Here is a 20,459-nt window from a genome sequence, read left to right as displayed (position 1 = left end):
TGCTTGTTGGCCTTCCCTGATGTCTTCGGGTTGATCTATGCATTAGGTCCGTTTGACAGTCGTCGGACCATGCTGGCTGATCCGGGGGTGGCACCAGCGGCGTGGCCATACTGGCCGACCTTGCGGTAGCGCCACCACAATCGCCAGGCCTGCACGCTGATCGCGGTGAGCCCGAGCGCCGCCAGCAACGCTCCCACTGACATGTAGTGATGCGCCGAGTCGCAGGCGTCCTGAGTCGTGTGAGGATCGGAGGGCAGGTACCGGACCTTGATCGTGTCGCCGGGCTGTTTGAGACCGCAGTTCTTCGGCGCCACCGACGTCTCGACCTGCCGGCCCTCGGACGTGGTGAACCTGACGATCATGTAGTCCGTGCGGGTGAACGTTTCGGTCCTGGTGACCTCACCGGAGACCACAACGCCCTCTTTCGTGAGGTGGTACGCCGGTTCCGCGGTACCTGCGAAGTACCACCACGCGACCAGCGCCATCAGAGGCAGGCAGAAGCGCATCCACCAGACTTTCCGGTAGGAGCGACGGGACTCGCTCTTTTCCTGCGGGTTCGCCGTGTCCTTCATCGCTCCCACCGCCCATTCACTGTCCTTGATGTCGACAGTGAGGTTTGCCGGGTCGCGGTAGGACGAAACGTCTACATGCCGGTGGGCGGGGAAAGGGGCCGGGGACTGCGGCAACGCTGGCCAGGCGAACCCGCCTCAACCCAGCCTTTCAAGACCAGTAGCGGCCCGTCGCGGTTGGTGTCGGGTGGGGGTTGCCCGTGAGGCGGTATCTCCCGGGCCTTCATGACGCTAAGTAGCCGGGCCTAACATCCGGATCTGTTTGATGTGGGGGCTTGAGGCGCCGCACCCTCACTAAGAAAGTACTTGATGTTCGGCTTTGTGCCGAACTGAAGAACGCCTCTTCATACGCGAAACTGCATGGCAGCCCGCCCCTGTGGATCCAAGTCATGGGCGACCGGCTTCTCGTCATGCGGTGTCCAGGAGATGGGGACCTCGAACACTGGGAGATCTGGGATGCCGACAGATCCACCTTCGTTGCGCTTGTTGACGTGACGGTCATCCCAGACATGCGAGTCGGGCACCTTCGTCTCATCTCGGGCCATCTCGACACAGCTCTCTGGCGGGTCTGGATGCGCCACACCGGCCTCACGAGCTCCTCCTTGATCCGTCCGCGAACTCCCCTGCACTATCGCAGCTACTGAGGCGCAGAGGGTGCATCTCCGCCAGCGTCGTCTGGCAGGCCTATTGCCCAACCGGTGTGAGCATCAGCAGCATGACCGGTCGGTGCTGAGGGTGAATGGCTGATCTGAGCAGGCGGTGCAGATGCCCTCTCGGCGTTTCCCGCCACGGCAGCAGTCGCCGGTCGTGGCGGCAAGCGTCGCCGTCGCCGTGGCCAGCGGAGGTTCGGTCCGCCGTTTCGTCAGCAAGTTCGGTCCTCACCGGAATCGTCGGTATCGGTGGCAGAACCGTGTCAGCGCCGTGGCGGTCGCGTGTCAGAACCGGCGGGAATCCTGGGGTTGCGGCGGAAACGAGCCGGCCGCGGGAAGAATCAAGCAGAGGAGAAGCGCGATGCCGACTGTCGATGGAAAGTGGACCGGCATGGTGCGGGTGGACGATACGGCGTTGGCCGTCACCGACACCGGCGGTTCCGGTATTCCGGTGGTCTACCTCAACGGTCAGTTCGCCACGCAGGGGTACTGGCGGCGGGTGATCGCCGAGTTGGGGCCGGAATGGCGGCACATCACCTACGACGAGCGCGCCCGCGGCAGATCGAAGCGTTCGGCGGACTATTCGTTCGAGGCCGCCGTCCGGGATGTCGATGCCGTTCTCGCGGCCCGGGGTGTGGACCGGGCAATGGTGGTGGGCTGGTCGTACGGAGCCGTCGTCGGGGCGCACTGGGCCGGCCGGAATCCGGAGCGTGCCCTGGGTGCGGTCCTGGTCGACGGCGCGTTCCCGCACGACTGGCTCGACGACGCCATGGAGCAGCGGATCCGGAAGCTGTTCCGGCGGTTGAACTGGTTCCTGCCGTTGCTGCGCCCGACCGGCCTGGCCCCGCGGATGACCGCCGAGCAGCAGGCCGACAGCAACATCGAGCTCGGCAAGCTCTCCCGCGAGCGCGAGTTGGGCCCTGTGCTGGACGGCATCACCGTCCCGGTGCGGTATGTCATTGCTTCGGGGACGTCCTTCGGAAGTCGCGGTGACGAGCAGGAGCGGATCCGGGCCGGCCTCGATCAGGTGACCGCCCGCAACCCGGATATCAAGATCAGTGCGAAGGTCGCCAGCAACCACGGTGCGATCCTCAAGAAGGACTTCCGCGCCATCGCCGAGGCGGTACGCGAGGTCGCCGCCCTCGACCGCAAACGTCGATGACAGAGTCGCAACTGATCCGGCACACCCACGGGACCTGCTGACCGAACCCGGTATGGGGCTACCGCGACCAAGCCTGACGCTTGCTGTCACGCCCCTACGTGGATACCCGGCCGGCGGGTGGGGTCCTGTTCGTGTTCGCGGATGATCTCGCGGGCGACGGGGGCGGTGTCGCCGCGTCCGAGCAGGAAGTAGCGGATCATGTGGACGACGGGGCTGCCTTCGGCCCAGGCGAAGTAGCAGTGTGGGCGTACCCCGGTGGTGTCGCGTAGTGCTAGCAGGATCGCGGCGATGGCGTTGGGTGCGGCGGGTGCTTCGGCGCGCAGGACCCGGTGACCGTCGACCTCGATACCGCGGACGGTCAGGGTGTCGCTGAAGGCGGACGGGTCGACGACGTCGATCTCGAGGAAGATGACGTCGGCGCTGCCGGGTACGGGGTTGTCGTCGCGCTGTTCGCGTTCTTTGCCGGCGTATTCGGCGGCGTCGCCGGCCTGGCGGCGGTTGGCGATGAGGTTGATGCGGCCGTCGTACTCGATGGTGTCGGTGATGAACCGGCGGGCGTTGTCGTCGAACTCGATGCGGTCGGTGCGCAGTTCGGTGGTGCGGGACACCCGGGAGATCAGGGAGACGGCGATGATGCCGGCGACGAACATCGCCGAGATGGTGATGCCGTCGGGCTTGTCGATGACATTCTCCACCAGCGCGTAGCAGAGGATCGCGGTGAGCAGCCCGAACCCGGCGCCGGCGAGATGCTGCTGCGCCCGGAACACGGCGACGGTGACGGCGAACGCGCCGGAGACCATCATCGCGAGGATGCCGGTGGCGTAGGCGCCGGCCTGGGCGTCGACGTCGGCGTCGAACGCGATCGTGAGGACGACGCTGATGATCGTGTAGACGAGCACGACCGGTCGGACGGCGCGGCCCCATTCCGGGGCCATGCCGTATCCGGGCAGGTAGCGGGGCACGATGTTGACCAGGCCGGCCATCGCGGAGGCGCCGGCGAACCACAGGATCAGTACGGTGCTGATGTCGTAGATCGTGCCGAAGACCTCACCGAGCTGCTGGTGGGCCAGCCAGGCCAGGGCGCGTCCGTTGGCGGCGCCGCCTTCGGCGAACTCGGCGGCGGGAATGAGTACCGTGGTGACGAAGCTGCTGGCCAACAGGTACACGCTCATGATCACCGCGGCGCCGGTGAGCAGCTTGCGGGTGTTGTGCACCCGGGACCGCAGCCGCTGACTCTCGTCGGCGCCGGTGGCGGCGACCAGCGGCATCATGCTCACCCCGGTCTCGAACCCGGACAGCCCGAGCACCAGCAGAGGGAACGCGAGCAGGGCGGGCACGATCAGGTCGCCGGCACCACCGCCGCCGGAGGTGAGCGCGGCGGTCCACGCCGACCAGGCGCCGGGCGTGCTGATGATCTCCGCGATGCCGGCGGCGATGATGACGGCGTTCAGGCCGAGGAACACCGCGACCAGCGGGATGGCGACGTTGACCGCCTCGCTGAAGCCGAGCAGGAACACCCCGCCGAGCAGGAGCAGCAGGACGACGGTCAGGGCGACGGCGTGGCCGTGCAGGAACTGCGGGGCGTGCGGGTTCTCCAGAACGTGCAGGCTGGCGTCGGCGGCCGACAGCGTGATGGTGATGATCCAACTGGTGGCGACGAACCCGAGGAGCACGAGGACGAAGATCTTGCCGCGCCAGAACGGCAGGAGCCGTTCGAGCATGGCCACCGACCCGGCGCCGTGCGGGCTCTCCTTGGCGACGCGCCGATACATCGGCAGCATCCCGAACAGCGTCAACGCCACGATCAGCAGGGTGGCCAGCGGGGACACGGCGCCGGCCGCGGCGGCGGCGATCGCCGGGACATAGGCGAGGCTGGAGAAGTAGTCGACGCCGGTCAGGCACATCACCTTCCACCAGGCGTGCTGCTCGGCGTGCGCCTCGCCGGCGGCCGGGCCGACCGGCTGGACCTGGTGCTTGAGCAGCCACGTCGACAGCGTCCCGCCCCGATGCTCGCGCTGGGCGGGCGTGTCCACGACCGGGGGGATCGCGTACGCGGAGTCCGCAGGCTCCTGATCGGTTGCCTTTGCCTTGTCGGTCGTCTCCATTGCTCACTTTCCGTACTCGCTACGAATGCCCCGTCCGCCGCCCTTCTGGCGGGGATCATGCTTCCCCGAGAAGGCTCGGCCGGCGCCGTCAGGTAAGACTCGAAAAGGCCTGGACGCTGCGGGCGTCGCCCGCGACGATGAGCACGTCACCGGCGTAGATCCTGGTGTCCGCTGTCGTGTAGGTGAACGGCTCGCCCGGCCGTTTGATCGACACCACGGTCACGCCATAGGTGCCGCGCAGCTCGGCGTCGGCCAGCGTCCGGTCGATCGTCACTTCGGGTGCGACGGTCTTGGCGAGCACGTAGTCGTCGTCGAACTGGATGAAGTTCAGGATCTGGCCGGTGACCAGATGTGCGATGCGTTCGCCCATCTCCTGCTCGGGAAGGACCACGTGATGGGCGCCGACGCGCCGCAGGATGGTGGCGTGTTGCCGGCTCAGCGCCTTGGCCAGGATGTGCGGCACGCCCAGGTCGGTCAGCAGGGAGGTGGTCATGATGCTGGCCTGGATGTCGGTGCCGATCCCGACCACGACGTTGGTCAGGTCGTGCACGCCGAGCTGGCGCAGGGCTTCCTCGTCGGTGGTGTCCGCGACCGCGGTGTGGGTGAGCAGGTCGGCGTAGGCCTGCACCTGGCGCCGGTCGGAGTCGATGCCGATGACCTCCCAGCCCTGGCGCACGAGCTCCAACGCGAGGGAGCCGCCGAAGCGGCCCAGGCCCAGTACGGCGATGCGGCCGTCGGCAGCGGGTTTCCTAGCCAACGATGGTTCGCTCCTCAGGTAGTTCGTACCGGCGGGTGCGTTCCCGCAGCGCGAGCGCCGCTCCGGCGGTGATCGGGCCCAGCCGGCCGATGAACATCAACGCGATGAGGATGACGTGCCCCGCAGTGCCCACCTGTGCGGTGATGCCGGTGGTCATACCGACGGTGGCGAACGCGGACGTCACCTCGAACAACACCTGGTTCAGGGTGAACGGCGTCAGCGCCAGCAGCGCCAGTGTGGACGCCATCACCAGGCCGACGCTGAGCAGCGCGATTGTCAACGCTTGCCGCTGGATCCCGGCGGGCAGTCGCCGGCCCAGCGCGTGCACGCTCGGCTCACCGCGGATCTCGGCGAGGATCACGAATCCCAGCAACGCGAAGGTGGTGACCTTGATCCCGCCGGCGGTGCCGCCGCTGCCCCCGCCGATGAACATCAACACGTCGTTGATCAACAGGGTGACGTCGTGCGTCTGTGCCAGGTCGACGCTGTTGAATCCGGCGGTGCGGGGCATCACCGCGGTGGTGAACCCGGCCAGCAGCCTGTCTGCGAAACCGAGCCGGCCCAGGGTGGCGGTGTTGGCCCATTCCGCCCAGGTGATCAGCAGCCAGCCCCCGCCGAGCAGGAGACCGGTCATCCCCATAGTGATCTTGGTGTGCAGCGACCACCGCTGCGGGGTACGCAAGGCCCGGCGCAGTTCGAACAGCACCGGGAAGCCGAGGCCGCCGATGACGATCGCCGCGCAGATCGGCAGGCAGATCAACGGATCGCCGACGAACCGCATCAGGCTGTCGGCGTACAGGCCGAAGCCGGCGTTGTTGAACGCCGACACCGCATGGAACAGCCCGAGATAGGCTGCCCGGCCCCACGATTCGCCGTATCCGTCGGCGAACCGCCAGGTCAGCACCACCGCCACGACGGCTTCCACCAGCAGGCTGATCCGCAGCACCCCGAGCACCACCTGGCGGACGTCGCCGACACCCATGGTTTTGGTCTCGGCCTGCGTACCCAACTGCAGCCGCATCCGCAGCCGGCCGGCCACCAACAGCCCCAACAGCGACGCCAGGGTCATGATGCCGAACCCGCCGATCTGGATCAGCCCGAGGATGATCACCTCGCCGAATCCCGACCAGTAGCCGCCGGTGTCCTCGATGACCAGCCCGGTCACGCACACCGCTGAGGTGGCGGTGAACAGGGCCGTGATCGCTCCGGCGCCTCGCCCGGTCTCGGTGGCCGCCGGGAGCAGCAACAGCCCCCAGCCCACCACGACGGCCGCCGCGAAACCGAGCACCACCAGCCGGGCCGGATGCCGCGCCACCTGCCCGGCCCACCGGGTCACCGGCGCCGGGAGCCGCACACCCCGCAGGTGTTCACCTGCCTGCACGGCCAGGCGCCACACCCCACGCCGCAGCGCGGCACCACCCTGCCGGGTCACCCATCGCGGAGCCTTCGGCGGACTCACCAACGGCGCCCAGATCAGCAGTGCCACACCGGCAGCCACCGCGGCGAAGAACCCCACGATCGTCGCCAGCCCCAGCAACAGCTGACCCCACGTCGAATCCACCCGACCCATGATCCTTCAGGTGGGCGCTCGCGTGCCCGCTGACGCCGTCAATAAAGCGTCAACAAAATGGATCAGGGCGGCCGGGACGGCACATGCTGTCAGGTGGGCACATCCTCGGCCTTGATCCGGGTCGAGCACTGGCCGCATGATCTCAGCCCGACCCGTCAACAACCTGAACGTCCTTCGCGCTGTGCTGTTGAGCTACCGCGATAACGCTGTCCCGAGACCGGGGCGAACCGTGGGAGGGCGGGCCTCCTACAGGGCTCGCAGGAACGCGTCGAGTTCGAGCAGGTCGATTCTCGCGAAGTCGTCCGGTTGCAGCACGATGACGAGTTCCCTGCAGACCAACTGCTGCCGGGAACGGGCGACGAACGACAGCAGGACCATCCGTAACAGGCTCTCGCGATCGAGCCAGTCGATCCGGGCCAGGTCCGCGCCGACCAGTGGAATCGCGACCCGTCCCTGCTGGGCGTGCCGGAACGCCGCATCCCAGATCCGGGCCAGGCTATGCCACAAGTCCTCGACCCCGGACCGGGCCACCAGATCGGTGCCCATCCGGCTGTAAGCGACGGCGAAGACGCGACGCTCCGGCGGGCCCACCGTCGCGACCGTACCGATCGGATAGCGCGACAGTTTGCCTATCGGTTTCGACGACCGGGTGACCTTGCCGACCACGGGTGTGGTGGCCAGGGCCGCGTCCAGTTCCGCGTCGAGCCGGCCCATGTCGCCACCGTAACGGCGGAGCAGGACCTGCCCCTGGACACTGCGCCGGTTGATGACGAGGTCGTCGGTGATGTCGGTGTCGAACGTGTCAGTGAAACCGACGACGATGTGTGCGTCCTCATCGAGCAGGTCACCTGCCTTGACGGTGACCGTCATGTCGGGCCGGCCGAATTCGCGGTGAACCCGCCGACCGGGCAGCGCGCGGACCAGACCCCACAGCAGACAGCCCGCGACGACGGCGAGCGTCAGGGCGAACGGCTGCTGGAACTTGGTCGCGAAGACCTGTGCGACGAGCTGTACGGCGGCCGCGACGAGCCCGAACGCGATGAGCGCGTGCGCGGCGAGTCCGATCATGCCGCGCCGCGAAGTGAAGATGCGCCGCAGCCGTCTCCCGAGGCTCATCTGGCATCCCATTCTTCGAGGAAGTCGACGATCCTGGGGCCCTGCGATTCGAGAAAGTCGATGTACCAGACGCCCAAGGTCGTTACCAGTTGTTCGAATTCTTGGGGGTTGTCCGCGATGACGAAGAGACCGACACACCACAGCAGCGCCTTGATGAGATTGGACTTGGCCGGGGGAGGGCGCTTCGCGGCCACGTACGCCGCTTGGCTCTGCTGGCCGGACCGGATCCGGCGGTCGGCCCGGACCCGGGCTTGTGGATAGGACGTTCCGGTGGCCGCTCGCTCCGTCCCGCCGGCGGAATTGCCGACGGCGTGGACGAACATGATCCGGCCCGGGCCGACCGCGGGGTTACGGCGCAGGAGCGGCAGTTCGTGACGGTAGAGGTACGACTTGGGGTGTGCCGTGGCGGCGAACACCAGCACACGTCCCCTCGCCTGCCCGGCGAACCGCCGGGACAACACCTGCCACAGCTCCGCGCGCTCGCGAGGGCTGACGAGCTTGCGCCGAACACCGGGATTGTCCAGCACTTTCGCGAACCACTCGCCACCCGGGGTCAGATGGATCGGCAGCGGCACGGGTGAGGAACGGCGTGGATCTCTGGCGAAGGCCGCTGCCAGGTCCTGGTTGCTGACCGGCGCGCCGCGGCGCACCTGATGCACATGCGACCACAGCAGCGTCCCGTTGACGGGTGTGCGCAGGTCGGCCGTGTCGGCCCGTTCACGCAGGTATTCGATGACCGGCTTGCCGGCGGCCGCCTCGACCACGCTGCGAGCGAGCGCGTCGGCCTCCCGTGTCTGCCGGGCCGCGGCCCGGCGTTCTGCGGCCAGCCGCCGGGCTTCCCTGATCAGCCGTTCGTCGTCACCGAGATCGGTCACCCCAGACTCCCGCTGGGAAGCAGCACCTCCGAGACGACCGCGACACCACCGGCACGGCGCATCGCGGCGGTGCCGGTGAAGACGTTGACCCACAGCAGCAGGTCGACGGCGGGCAGCCTCCAGCGGGCAAGCCGGAACGGATCCCGCTCGATGACTCGGATCTCCGGGTCGTCCCAGCGCTCCAGCACCGGGAAATCCGGGTCGTCCCAGGCGGTGACCGTCTCCGGCCGCCCGGCGGCGGCGACGACCGCGTCGGCGTACGTTTGCCAGGCCCGCCCGGCCACCGCGAACAGTTCCTCGTTCTCCGCCGGCGTCGCGGCATCGGCCTCCCACACCCAATGGCTGACCGAGTCCTCCACACGCTCGAACGTGTAGACCGACCCGGTCGGCAGGCACACGGCTGGCTCCGGGTCGAGGCCGACCAGTGTCCAACCGAGTCCGGCCAGCGTGGCCTCGAACCGGTTCGTCGAGTTCAGTGACGCCGCGGCCAGCCCCAGCCAGTCGGTCCGGAGCAGCTCCCGGACATCGGTGGTCAACCTCGCGGCATCGGCGTCGGTCCGCTCGATGATGGCCAACGATCCCCCTCGCAACAAATCGGCGCTGAGCCTACGGAAGCGGCATCGAGATCGGTCCCGGTTCTTCGGGCGACCCGGAACGGGCGACACCCGTCATCGGGTACACGGGAGGGTGAACTCTCCGCCGACCTGGACTCGTGTGTACTACGAGCCGGTGAACGCACGCACCTGCATGAGTGCCCGAGAGAGCTGAGGGGGCCGACGCCGTAGATGTCGTGTGGCCGAGTTGAGGACGTTCGGCAGCAGGTATTCAGCACTATGGGCGCGTGTCGTCAGAACGGATCTCGTACGTTCGCGACGAACTGTTAAGTCGTCTCATCGGCTGCAGCGGTGAGCCACACGCGGCGTCTCCCGGCCGGGGCGTCAGCGGCGGCACATGAAGATGAGCGGGCCGAGTACGCAGCAGGAAACGATGATGGACATGCTGACCGCGGCCGTAGCGCGGACGGTCGAGTCGGTCCGACTGCCGCGGGCGAACGGAAGAGCCTGTTCCACGATCGTGGCCATGATCCACACAAACGCGAGCACCGGCAGATACAGGTCCCAGGAGGAGTCACGGAAGGCGCTGGTGTCACCGTTACCGCGGCCGATGTAGTTGGGGCATTCCTCCAACCCGGTGGCCGGATCGAGTACCAGAATCAGGCCGGCCAGGAACAAGCCGCCGACACTGAACGACCACAGCCCACGCAAGGGCGACGGACGTAGATGATCATTCCTCACGGGCGTCACACTACGAAGCCTCCGCAAGGAACCTTGGTCGCCGCCGTGTGGACCCGGCGCAGTGTTGGTGACGGGGCGAAAGGGCCGCGGTTTCACGACTGGATCTGGCTGGCCGGCGTCGGCGCCGACGGTGATCCGGAGGACGACGGCCGGCGCGGCCTGTTGATCCGCGTAACAACACCACCCGCCACTTTCTCTCCACAGAGGCCACTCACCTCGCAAATCCCCAGTTCAGGCGCCTGCCTTCAGACAACGCAATCGCCTTGGGCCGGTCTGCCCCGCGCCACCTGAAACTTTGCCTCAATCATGAAGAATCTGGAGACGAAATATTGCTAGACACCTGAACGATCAATCGGAGGCCGCGCTCTTCCCCGCAACGCCAGATACCGGCGTGACTACAGCAAACCGATGATCCAGCCGTACCACTACTTTGCAGAGGTCGTGAGGTTGATCGCGCGTGATTCGCGCGCGAGCCGGAAAGATCTGGATGTTGGTATCGGCATCGAGTCGGAACGTACTCATTGTGATCTCCGGGCTACATGTGCCACCATCGGCACGACGTATACCATCATCGATCGATGACGAGGCCCACGGGGGTAGGTCAGTGCTGAGGCATATGCGTTCGTAAATTGTGTTCTTGAATTGTTGACGGTCTGGCACGTTCCAGGCCGTTGTCGGGGTCGTTTGGCGAGTCGTCCCTCCTGGTCTCCGTCTGCCCAACGGAATGCAAAGCCATTCCGTTGATGAATGGTGGGCGCAAAAGGAGTGCGCCACTCGCAAACGCGGCACGGGGGATCTTGATGCTGACTGGCGCCAACCTGAATATGTCCCATCGCCATCAGGAAGCGAATCTTTGCGCGCTGTTCGACGAAAGCCTCGCAGCGCACCGCGACCGCATCGCCGTGTGGGACGGCGACGGGCCGCACGACTACGCCCGGCTGGGCCGGCGAGTCGACGAGATAGCGCACGCCCTGCGCGGGATCGGGTGCCGGCCGGGCACACGCGTCTGCCTGGCCGTGAGCCACGGGATCGACCTGGTGGCCTCGGTGCTCGCCGTGCTGCGGCTCGGCGCCGCCTACGTGCCGGTCGACCATAGAAATCCCGTTGACCGGGTCAGATACATCGTCGACGACAGCGCGGCGACCATGGTCGTCTACTCCGCCGAGCATGCTGAACTGGCTGGCCGGCTCGGACTGGCCGGGCTGCGACTGGGCGTGCTGGCCGACCCTGGCGAGCCTGTCGAGACGGTGGCCGTCGGCCCGACAGACCTCGCCTACATCCTCTACACCTCAGGGTCGACGGGACCACCCAAGGGTGTCTGCATCACACACGAAAACCTCGCGAATTATGTGACCTGGGCGAGAGACAGATACATTCGGTCCGTAGACGACAGGATCGCTCTATACACTACTCTTGCATTCGACTTCACCGTGACGTGCATATTTCCGCCGCTGATCGCCGGTGCGTCCATCGGCGTCTACGACGGTGTCGCCGACCCCATGGTGATACAGCGGATTGTGGCGGACGAAGCGGTCACCGTCATCAAGATAACGCCGTCGTACCTGTACCTTCTCTCCCATCTTCTGGATGGTCGGCAGCACATTCGGCGCCTGATTGTCGGGGGCGAGGACCTGACGGCCGAACTCGCGGCTAAAGTGCACTCCCAGCTGAATGGTGACGTCGATATCGTCAACGAGTACGGGCCTACGGAAGCCACCGTCGGATGTGTGTTCCATACGTTCGACCCGAGAATAGATCGGGGCGGATCCGTTCCGATCGGCGTACCGATCCCGGGCATGCGGGCATATGTAGTGAATGACGACGGCACCCTGGTGCGCGACGGCGGCGAAGGTGAGCTCTGCCTTTCCGGAAAAAGCGTAGCGCCCGGGTATCTGCGGCCGGGGCCGAGCGGCTTCGGCGACAATCCGTTCGAGCCGGGGACGGTCATGTACCGCACCGGCGACATCGTCCGGCGAGACGAGGCAGGTGATCTCCTGTTCATCGGCAGGAGAGACGACCAGGTCAAGATTCGGGGAAACCGGGTCGAGCTCGCGGAGGTCTCCGCCGCGATCCTCGACCATCCCATGGTGACGTCGGCGTACGTCACGGCCGTCCGCGAGCACGGATCTCGCGCGCTGGTGGCGGTGGCCACCGGCGACGCCGGCCTCGCGGAGGCCCATCTGCTGGAGCACCTCACCCGGCGACTGCCGGGATACGCGGTGCCCACCAGCCTGAAGGTCATCGACGACATACCACTGACTCTCAACCAGAAAGTGGACCGGGCCGCGGTCCTGACGATTCTCGCCGAAGCGGGGGGCTGACCAATGACCACATCGACCACCGACGAGTTTCAGCGCGCCATCGACACCATCACGCCGATCTGGGCCGAACTGCTGAAGAGCGAGCCCGAACTGGTCTCCGAGTCCACCGACTTCTTCAAGGCCGGCGGACACTCTCTCACCGCGATGCTTCTCGTCACCCGGGTGGGGCGCGAACTCGGCAAGACGGTGCCCCTCTTCGCCCTCGTCGAGCACCCCACCCTCGCCGAGTTCGTCGCATACGTGCTGCGGTCCGAGGAGCCCGTGAAGATCGTGGAACCGCCGGCGCCGGACGGCTCGTCGTCGCAGACCGAGCGGTTGCTGCGATACAACGAGCCCGACCGCTCGGAAACCCGCAACAAGCGATTCGAGCGCTACTACGCCGCGGCCATGGGCAGCGCCGCCCATGGCGAATTCTGCCGGCAGGTCTACGGCGACAACTTCGGCCAGCACGGCATGGCGGACTCCGCGCAGATCGACCGCATGCTCGCGATGCTCACGCCGAAGGAGGGCGACACCATCCTGGACCTCGGCTGCGGGTACGGACTGATCTCCCGGTACATCGCGGAGAAGACCGGTGCGAACGTCGTCGGTGTCGACCTGTCGGCCAGCGCCATCGAGTACGCGAACCGGCTGGCCGAATCCGACAGCCGATTGCGGTTCCATGTCATGGACGCCCGCGACCTGAGGTTTCCGCCGGGCACGTTCACGCACATCGTCTCGTTCGACACGATCTACTACGCCCCTTCACTCGAAGGGCTTCTGCGCAGATTTCAGGAGATCGGCACCGAAGCACTGCGGCTCGGGATCGTACGCACGTTCCCGCTGCGGACCTTCACCAAGGAGACATGGAGTCCCGACCGTACCGAGCTGGCGACCCTGCTGACCAAGCTCTTCGGCGGTTACGAGGTCGTCGACCTGAGCCGTGAGGAGAACGAGCACTGGCGCAACAAGGTCACGGTACTCGAGTCGCTGCGGGAGCAGTTCGTGGCGGAGGGCAGCGAGGAACTGTTCGACTTCCGGTACACCGAGGCGACGTATGAGGCCGGCATCGAGCAGTTCCGGTACATGTTCGTGTCGAGGCACCCGTGACGGCCGTCCGCACCGAGGTTCGGAGACCCGAGCGGGTCTCCGACCAGCCGCCCGCGCGCGGCATCTCCTACAACCAGGAGCAGATCTGCCTCCTCAGCAGCTTCTACCCGGGCAACCAGGCGTACAACGCGCAGGCGGCGATCCATGTTCGGGGAGAGCTGGATCTGGCCGTCCTGGAACGGGCCGTGTCGTACGTCGTCGCCCGGCACGAGATGCTGCGCACGACGATCAGCCTGGATGACGACGGCTTCCGGGCTACCGTCCATGAGCCGTTCGACTTCGCGATCCCGCTGCACGACCTGTCCGGGCTGCCGTCACCGGATCGGCTGCCGGCATGTGACGCGGTGCGCCGCGGGCTGCAGGACCGGGTCTTCGACGTGGCGCGGCTTCCGCTGCTGACCATCGACGCCGTGCGGCTCGCCGCCGACGAGTGGACGCTGATCCAGGTCGAGCACCACGTCGTCCATGACGGGTGGTCGTTCGGCCGGCTGTGGGAGGAGATCCAGGTCGCCTACAACGCCCTGGCGACCGGCCGACAGCCCGACCTGCCCCCGCTTCAGGCGCAGTACCAGCAGTTCGTCAGCTGGCAGCGTGGCCGGATGGAGGGTGAGTACGGCCAGGAGGCGGTCGACTTCTGGGCCGACTACCTCGACGGCGCCGCGGACGTGTCGCTCGGCGGTACACCGGCGCGCGTCGACAGCCTGGACGGCCACCTGATCGAGGCCACGGTGCCGGCGGACACGTACGGCCGGATCCGTCAGACCGCGCGCCGCATGGCCGTGTCGCCGTTCGTGCTGATGTTCAGCGTCTACGCGCGCCTGTTGGCCGCGCGGAGCGGGAAGACCGACTTCTGTGTCGGCATCTCGGTGCACGGCCGCACCGAGGCGGAGCTGGAGCCGTTGATCGGCATGATGGTCAACGCCATGCCGGTGCGGGTCACCGTCCGCGCGGAAGATCCGCCCGACCGCGTCGCTCGCGGCATACAGACGTCGATGTTCCGGGCGCTGCGCTACAGCGACGTACCGCTGTCGCTGATCGTCCGGCGGATGAAGCTCACGCAGAAGCCCGGCCGTAACCCGGTCTTCCAGCACTGCTTCAGCTTCCACGACTCGCGGGTTCCGCGACTGGAGTTCGGCGGCGCGAGCGCCGAGATACACGAGGAGCAGAGCCAGACCGCGAAGTTCGAGATGAACATCGTCGTGATCCCGCCGAGCGACACGCGCGACGCCACACACGCGCGGATGTTCTGGCAGTTCTCGCAGCGTGCCTTCGCGCGGGCGGAGGCGGTCGCGTTCGTCCGCGACTACGAGCACGAGCTGGCGCGGGTGCTCCGTGAGTCGTAACGCGGCGGGCCCGAGAGCACCGGCGGCCCGCACCGTCAGGTGGGCGCCCGCCGTGATCATGGGCCTGGCCGGCTTCACCGCCACGTTCGACATCACCGCGGTGTCGCTCGTGCTCACCGACCTCAGCCGGCAGTTCTCGCTCGATGTCGCCGGCTCGGTCTGGATCATGAATGGCTACAACCTGACGCTGACGATCATGCTCCTCACCGCCGGCGTGCTCGCCGACCGCTACGGGCACCGGCAATCGGTGATCTTCGGCGCCGCGCTGTTCGGCGTCGCGTCCGTGGCGTGCGCGTTCGCACCCGGCTACGGCGTCCTGATCGGCGGGCGCGTCCTGCAGGGGATCGCCGGCGCGTTCATCGTCTGTGGAGGCCTCGCGCTGGTCGGCCGGTTCTACACCGAAAAGGCGGAGAGGGTACGCGCGTTCGCGCTGATCGGCACCCTTCAGGGCTTGGCGCTGGTGGCCGGCCCGGGGCTCGGCGGCATCATCGCGAGCACGCTCGGCTGGGAGTGGATCTTCCTGATCAACATCCCGATCTGCGTGATCATCGTCGCCGGCTGCCTGACCGTGCGCGAGCAGCCTGGGGAACGCCAGGACAAACCGCTCGACGTGCCCGGCCTGACCGTCTTCAGCGGGTTCCTGTTCCTAGCCACCTGGCTGTTGCTCTACGGACCGGGCTTCGGCGAACCGATGATCGGCACACTGGCCCTCATCGCCGGGCTGATCGTCATTTTCGCCGGGTTCCTATGGATCGAGCGGAGGGTCCGGCATCCGGCCATCGACCTCGGCCTCTTCCGGATCCGGGGGTTCGTCGGCCTCGCGCTGGTGCCTCTGGTCCTCGCGGTCAGCTACTGGTCGCTGATGGTCTACCTACCACTGTTTCTCGAAAGCTCGCTGCGCTACGACATCGGCACCATCTCCTACCTGATGCTCTTCTTCACGGTGCCGATGTTCGCCGTGCCGTACCTGGTCACGCGCGTGGCCGCAACGTCGAGACACAGCAGGTTCTTCAGCGGCGGGCTGATCGTGGTGGCCGTCGGATGCCTGGTCATGGCCGCCGGCGCCCACATGCCGTCGCTCGCGGTCGTAGCCGTGGGGATGACCGTCGCCGGGATCGGCGCGGCCACCGTGCAGAACCAGGTGACCGGCGCGATCATCGCGAGCGCTCCGTCGGGTCGGGCCGGCTCGGTCGCCGCGATCATGACCATCCTGCGGCAGGGCGGGTTCGCCGTCGGCAGCGCTCTGCTGAGCAACGCGACCGGCGGCTTCCCGGCTCTCTTCGGCATCTGTGCGTTGGTGGCCGGAGCCGGCGCGGTGTGCTCGTTCCTGCTGATCCGGTTCGACGAAACGAGACTTGACCAAGGAGTGACCGGTGGATCGGAATCCGGGTGACAGCCGTGCCGTCATCGCCGCAACGGTGCACGCGATCTGGCGCGACATACTCGACGGGCAGGCCGCAGAGCCGCACGACGACTTCTTCGACGTCGGCGGCACCTCGCTGGGCGCGGTGAAGTTTCTCGCCGAGATCGAAAGCAGCTTCGGGCTCGACGCGCTCACGCCCGAAGAGCTCTACACGAGGTCGACGTTCGAGGCGATAGTGGCCGCGATCGAGAGCAACGTCCGCCGCGCCGCGGGCTTCCCCGACCACACCATCGCGGAGTTGTTCGCGCGGCGTGCCGCCGAGACGCCGGACGGGATCGCGTTGAGGTTCCGCGACCGCGCCGTCACCTACCGGCAGCTCGACCGCGCCGCGAACGGCCTCGCCTGGCGGCTGCGGCGGCAGGGTGTCGGGCCCGGCACGGTGGTGGCCACCGCGATGGCGCGCACGCCCGGGTTCGTCACCGCGCTGCTGGGCATCCTCAAGGCCGGCGGCGCCTACCTGCCGATCGATCCGGCGTGGCCGGCCGCCCGGCTTGCCACGATGATGGAGCGAGCGTCGGTGCCCATCGTCGTCACGGAGGCGGAGACCGACGCGCTGCCCGACCACGTCACCCGGCTGCACATCGGTGATACGGACACCGCCTGCGCCGACGGCGCGCCGGAGACCGGCGTGGACCCGGGGGATCCGGCGATCGTCAACTTCACCTCCGGGTCGACCGGCGAGCCGAAGGGCGTCCTCACCCCGCACCGCGGCGTCACCAGCCTGCTCTTCCCGGGCGACTTCGCGAAGCTGTCGGCGGACACGGTTCTGCTGGCGCACATGTCACCGAGCTTCGACGGGATGACGGTCGAGCTGTGGGGACCGCTGCTGCACGGTGGCACCTGCGTGCTGTTCGACGGCACGTTCCCCAGCGTCAGCCGGCTCCGCACGGCCATCCGCGACAACGGCGTCAACACGCTCACGTTGACCACCGCGCTGTTCAACGTCGTGGTGGACAGCGCGCCAGACGTGCTGGACCCGTTGTCCGCCCTGGTCGTCGGCGGCGAGGCGCAGTCACCGCGGCACTTCCGTGCCGCGCACAAGCGGCTGCCGCACCTGCCGATCGTCAACGCGTACGGGCCCACCGAGACGACCGTGATCGCCACCTGCTTCCCGGTCGCCGATCTCATGCCGGACGCGCCGTCGGTGCCGATCGGCCGGCCCCTCCCCAACCGTGAGGTGTCTCTCCTCGGGCCCGACCTCATCCCGGTGGCGGCGGGCGAGGCCGGCGAGATCTGCGTGTCCGGCCCCGGCCTGGCGATCGGCTACGTCGGCCGCCCCGATCTGACGGCCGAGCGGTTCGTCACGATCCCCTCGCCAAACGGTGGGCAGCGACGGGTCTACCGCACCGGCGACCTCGCCCGCCTGGCACCCTCCGGCGAGCTCGAGTTCCTGGGACGCGCCGACCGCCAGGTGAAGCTCAACGGGCAGCGCATCGAGCTCGAGGAGATCGAGCGCGTCCTGGCCACGCACCCCCGCGTCCACCAGGCCGCGGCGCTGATACACGGCGAGGGCGTGACCCGCACCCTGAAGGCCGTGCTCGTCGCGCCGGAGGGTGTGCCGCCCGACCTGGGCGAGCTCCTGGCCCGTTCGCTGCCCGCCTACATGGTCCCCGCCGGCATGCGCGCGATCGACGCGCTGCCGCTCAACACCAACGGCAAGATCGACCGGGCCGCGCTGGCTCGGCTGTTCGACCACCGACCGTGAGGAGAGATTCAGGTGCCCGCCAAGTCGTTGCAGGTGCTGGTCGACTACGCACGCCGCAACTCGCCCTTCTACTCCGATCTCTACCGTGACGTCCCCGAGGTGGTCACCGATCTCACCCAGCTGCCCCTGGTGACCCAGGAGGCCTTCTGGGAGGCGAACACGTACCCGGACAACCGGGTGCTCACCAGGCCGCTGACAGACGGTGTCGTGTACAAGTCGGGCGGCACCACCGGCGCGCCCAAATTCTCGCCGTGGAGTGAGGAGGAGAACCGTGACGCCGCCATCGCGTTCGGCACCGGCCTGGTGCGAGCCGGGCTGCTGCGGCCGGGCCACCGCGTGGCCAACCTCTTCATGGCCGGCGAGCTGTACGGCGGCTTCCTGTTCACCAACGACGTGCTGGCGAACGCGTCGATCGAAACCCTGCGGCTGCCGATCGCCGGCGCGGCGCCGGTGGAGTTCGTCGCGGCCGTGTTCAAGGAATTCGGCGTCAACGTCACCTGCGGCATGTCGACGACGCTCGTCAAACTGGCCGACCTGCTGATCGAGCGCGGCGAGACCGCCGACTCGGTCGAGTCGCTCCTTTTCGCCGGCGAACCGCTCTTCGACGACGTCCGGTCGGTGCTCGCTCAGGCCTTCCCCAAGGCCACCATCGGCTCGCTGGGATACGCCGCGATCGACGGCGGCCCCCTCGGCTCGCCGGTCCCCGGTGGCGACGTGCGGGTGCACCAGTCACTCGCGCCGTACAGCGTCGTCGAGTTGATCGACGAGGCGACCGGCGAGCCGATCACCTCGCCCGGTGTGCCGGGCCGGCTCGTCGGCACCAACATGTCCCGGACGCTGATGCCGCTCATCCGGTACCCGGTCGGCGACCGCGCGGAGTGGACGGACACCAGCCGGATGCGGTTCCGCTTGCTGGGCAGATCCGGAGACAGCATCAAGGTCGGGCCGGATGTGCTCCGCCCCGGCGAGATCCGCGCGGTCGTCGCCCGGGTCGACGGCGACGGGCTGGTGAGTGGGATGCAACTCGTCGCCCGCCGCTGGGACGGCAAAGACGGGCTCGTGCTGCGCCTGGCCGCGCGTGCCGAGCCCGCCGAGGGTCTGAGCCAGGCGGTCGTCGACGCCGTGTACGCGGCCAGCCCGCCCTATCCCCGCGCCGTCGATCGGGGCGTCATCCACCCGATCACGGTGGAATGGGTGCGCCCGTCCGAGCTGGCGACCAACTCCCGCACAGGCAAGCTCATCGAGGTGGTGGACGAACGATGACCCAGCTATTGACCAACGGGGCGACGACGGTCGCCATGTTCAACGCCGAAGGGGCGGCCGGACCTGACCGGATCGGGGCCATCGCCGGCGAGGTACGGGCCGCGTTGGAGACCCATGGCGCCGCGCTGATGTCCGGCTTCGGCGTCTCCTCGGCCGAGCAGTTCGAGGCAGCGGCGCAGGCGGTCGGCGGCGAGCTCTACCCGAACAACCACGAGCACGAGCCGGTCAACGCCGACGGCACCGTGCAGACTCCGGTCTTCTACCCGGCCGACCGCAAGCTCCTGTGGCACAACGAGAACTCGTTCAACCTGGAGTGGCCGCTGCGGCTGCTGTTCTGCTGCGTGACGGCGCCGGCGGAGGGCGGCGAGACGCCCGTCGTCGACAGTCGGCTGGTGCTACGGCACCTCGACCGCTCGATCGTCGAGCGGTTCACCGAGCGCGGCGTACGCTACGAGCGCGGCTACCACAGGGGTCTGGGGCTCGACTGGCGTACGGTCTTCGACACCGACGACCCCGGCGAGGTCACTCGCAAGTGCGCGGCCGAAGGGGTGGAGTGCGACTGGCGGGCCGACGGCACGCTGCGTACGGCCGCGGTGCGCCCCGCCGTGGTCAGACACCCGGACACCGGTGAGTTGTCCTGGTTCAATCAGGCACAGCACTGGCACCCGTCCTGCCTGGAGCCGGAGACCCGCGAGGCGCTGCTGGCCCTGTACGACCAGGACGACCTGCCACGCGACTGCCGCTACGGCGACGGCTCGCCGATCGAAGACTCGGTGATGGCGGAGATCCTGGGGGTGTACGAGGAACTGGAGTACGCGTTCACCTGGCGGGAGGGCGACGTGCTGGCCATCGACAACGTGCTCGTCGCTCACGCCCGCAACCCCTACTCCGGCCCGCGCCGCCTCCTGGTCGCGCTCACGGAGATGCGCCGCTTCGACGGCAACGGCGACTAGTAGTGCTTTGTCACTTTCGAGTGGCTGATGGTGACTTGTTCATGGACGGTCGCTGTCATTGAGGTATGGACGTTGTTGAGGCTGACCGGTTGCGTGATGACCTGGCCGAGTTCGCGTCGGATGTGTTCGCGTCGCTGACCAGGGCGGGCTGGCAGGATCGGGCGGCCACGTATCTGCAGGGATTGATGATCGACGGGCGGCGGAAGTCGATCCAGCCGATGGCCGCCCGGCTGCAGGGCGTGCATGAGCAGGCGTTGAACCAC

17 protein-coding genes are annotated in these 20,459 nt (G+C 67.7%); 9 read left to right on the top strand and 8 right to left on the bottom strand.

Translation table 11 applies throughout. The features are described from left to right. Window positions 1–35: 35 nt before the first annotated feature. Window positions 36–572: a DUF3592 domain-containing protein gene (locus QLQ12_RS36375; protein ID WP_282765343.1), complete on the bottom strand. Its 537-nt coding sequence runs from the start codon at window positions 570–572 to the stop codon at window positions 36–38. 1,008 nt (window positions 573–1,580) lie between these two features. On the opposite strand from QLQ12_RS36375, the gene QLQ12_RS36370 reads away from it, so the two are divergent. Next, a complete protein-coding gene (locus tag QLQ12_RS36370; RefSeq protein ID WP_282765342.1) occupies window positions 1,581–2,381 on the top strand; it encodes an alpha/beta fold hydrolase in 801 nt (266 codons plus the stop codon). A gap of 86 nt (window positions 2,382–2,467) precedes the next feature. Here QLQ12_RS36370 and QLQ12_RS36365 read toward each other — a convergent pair whose 3' ends face one another. The 7 genes from QLQ12_RS36365 to QLQ12_RS36335 form a co-directional block, all read right to left on the bottom strand. Then, on the bottom strand, window positions 2,468–4,486 hold the full coding sequence (locus QLQ12_RS36365; RefSeq protein ID WP_282765341.1) for an APC family permease: 2,019 nt from the start codon (window positions 4,484–4,486) through the stop codon (window positions 2,468–2,470). A gap of 88 nt (window positions 4,487–4,574) precedes the next feature. Further along, window positions 4,575–5,243, bottom strand: a complete 669-nt coding sequence (locus QLQ12_RS36360) for a potassium channel family protein (protein ID WP_282765340.1) — start codon at window positions 5,241–5,243, stop codon at window positions 4,575–4,577. After that, window positions 5,236–6,804 carry a TrkH family potassium uptake protein gene (locus tag QLQ12_RS36355; RefSeq protein WP_282765339.1) on the bottom strand — a complete coding sequence of 523 codons (1,569 nt, stop codon included), beginning with the start codon at window positions 6,802–6,804 and terminating at the stop codon, window positions 5,236–5,238. Before QLQ12_RS36355 ends, QLQ12_RS36360 begins: the two co-directional genes overlap by 8 nt. 255 nt (window positions 6,805–7,059) lie before the next feature. Beyond that, complete coding sequence (locus QLQ12_RS36350; protein ID WP_282765338.1) at window positions 7,060–7,929, bottom strand: macro domain-containing protein; 870 nt, start codon at window positions 7,927–7,929, stop codon at window positions 7,060–7,062. Further along, window positions 7,926–8,804 carry a hypothetical protein gene (locus QLQ12_RS36345; RefSeq protein ID WP_282765337.1) on the bottom strand — a complete coding sequence of 293 codons (879 nt, stop codon included), beginning with the start codon at window positions 8,802–8,804 and terminating at the stop codon, window positions 7,926–7,928. The genes QLQ12_RS36350 and QLQ12_RS36345 overlap by 4 nt, the downstream gene beginning before the upstream one ends. After that, window positions 8,801–9,379, bottom strand: a complete 579-nt coding sequence (locus QLQ12_RS36340; protein WP_282765336.1) for a hypothetical protein — start codon at window positions 9,377–9,379, stop codon at window positions 8,801–8,803. Before QLQ12_RS36340 ends, QLQ12_RS36345 begins: the two co-directional genes overlap by 4 nt. Window positions 9,380–9,742: 363 nt before the next feature. Next, on the bottom strand, window positions 9,743–10,036 hold the full coding sequence (locus tag QLQ12_RS36335) for a hypothetical protein (protein WP_282765335.1): 294 nt from the start codon (window positions 10,034–10,036) through the stop codon (window positions 9,743–9,745). A gap of 863 nt (window positions 10,037–10,899) precedes the next feature. Here QLQ12_RS36335 and QLQ12_RS36330 point away from each other — a divergent pair. The 8 genes from QLQ12_RS36330 to QLQ12_RS36295 all read left to right on the top strand — a co-directional run. Beyond that, on the top strand, window positions 10,900–12,420 hold the full coding sequence (locus tag QLQ12_RS36330) for an amino acid adenylation domain-containing protein (protein WP_282765334.1): 1,521 nt from the start codon (window positions 10,900–10,902) through the stop codon (window positions 12,418–12,420). Window positions 12,421–12,423: 3 nt separating this feature from the next. Beyond that, window positions 12,424–13,509, top strand: coding sequence for a class I SAM-dependent methyltransferase (locus tag QLQ12_RS36325; protein ID WP_282765333.1), 1,086 nt, complete (start codon window positions 12,424–12,426; stop codon window positions 13,507–13,509). Then, window positions 13,506–14,852, top strand: coding sequence for a condensation domain-containing protein (locus tag QLQ12_RS36320; RefSeq protein ID WP_282765332.1), 1,347 nt, complete (start codon window positions 13,506–13,508; stop codon window positions 14,850–14,852). Before QLQ12_RS36325 ends, QLQ12_RS36320 begins: the two co-directional genes overlap by 4 nt. After that, window positions 14,842–16,245: an MFS transporter gene (locus QLQ12_RS36315; RefSeq protein ID WP_282765331.1), complete on the top strand. Its 1,404-nt coding sequence runs from the start codon at window positions 14,842–14,844 to the stop codon at window positions 16,243–16,245. The genes QLQ12_RS36320 and QLQ12_RS36315 overlap by 11 nt, the downstream gene beginning before the upstream one ends. Then, window positions 16,226–17,980, top strand: a complete 1,755-nt coding sequence (locus QLQ12_RS36310) for an amino acid adenylation domain-containing protein (protein WP_282765330.1) — start codon at window positions 16,226–16,228, stop codon at window positions 17,978–17,980. The genes QLQ12_RS36315 and QLQ12_RS36310 overlap by 20 nt, the downstream gene beginning before the upstream one ends. A gap of 12 nt (window positions 17,981–17,992) precedes the next feature. Then, a complete protein-coding gene (locus QLQ12_RS36305) occupies window positions 17,993–19,243 on the top strand; it encodes a phenylacetate--CoA ligase family protein (protein WP_282765328.1) in 1,251 nt (416 codons plus the stop codon). Beyond that, window positions 19,240–20,196, top strand: a complete 957-nt coding sequence (locus QLQ12_RS36300; RefSeq protein WP_282765327.1) for a TauD/TfdA family dioxygenase — start codon at window positions 19,240–19,242, stop codon at window positions 20,194–20,196. The genes QLQ12_RS36305 and QLQ12_RS36300 overlap by 4 nt, the downstream gene beginning before the upstream one ends. A gap of 65 nt (window positions 20,197–20,261) precedes the next feature. Then, window positions 20,262–20,459 (top strand): transposase (locus QLQ12_RS36295; RefSeq protein WP_282765326.1); only part of this gene is annotated, 198 nt, incomplete at its 3' end.

It is taken from the genome of Actinoplanes sandaracinus (assembly GCF_030009775.1).
GTDB lineage: Bacteria > Actinomycetota > Actinomycetes > Mycobacteriales > Micromonosporaceae > Actinoplanes > Actinoplanes sandaracinus.
The sequence above is the reverse complement of the archived record's forward strand: the minus strand, read 5'-3'. Positions and strand labels throughout refer to the sequence as shown.

What these genes read in the sequence shown, in the direction of transcription:
- QLQ12_RS36375 (WP_282765343.1), bottom strand. Translation starts at nt 572, where the DNA reads ATGAAGGACACGGCGAACCCGCAGGAAAAGAGCGAGTCCCGTCGCTCC.
- QLQ12_RS36300 (WP_282765327.1), top strand. Translation starts at nt 19,240, where the DNA reads ATGACCCAGCTATTGACCAACGGGGCGACGACGGTCGCCATGTTCAAC.
- QLQ12_RS36325 (WP_282765333.1), top strand. Translation starts at nt 12,424, where the DNA reads ATGACCACATCGACCACCGACGAGTTTCAGCGCGCCATCGACACCATC.
- QLQ12_RS36370 (WP_282765342.1), top strand. Translation starts at nt 1,581, where the DNA reads ATGCCGACTGTCGATGGAAAGTGGACCGGCATGGTGCGGGTGGACGAT.
- QLQ12_RS36330 (WP_282765334.1), top strand. Translation starts at nt 10,900, where the DNA reads ATGCTGACTGGCGCCAACCTGAATATGTCCCATCGCCATCAGGAAGCG.
- QLQ12_RS36350 (WP_282765338.1), bottom strand. Translation starts at nt 7,929, where the DNA reads ATGAGCCTCGGGAGACGGCTGCGGCGCATCTTCACTTCGCGGCGCGGC.
- QLQ12_RS36365 (WP_282765341.1), bottom strand. Translation starts at nt 4,486, where the DNA reads ATGGAGACGACCGACAAGGCAAAGGCAACCGATCAGGAGCCTGCGGAC.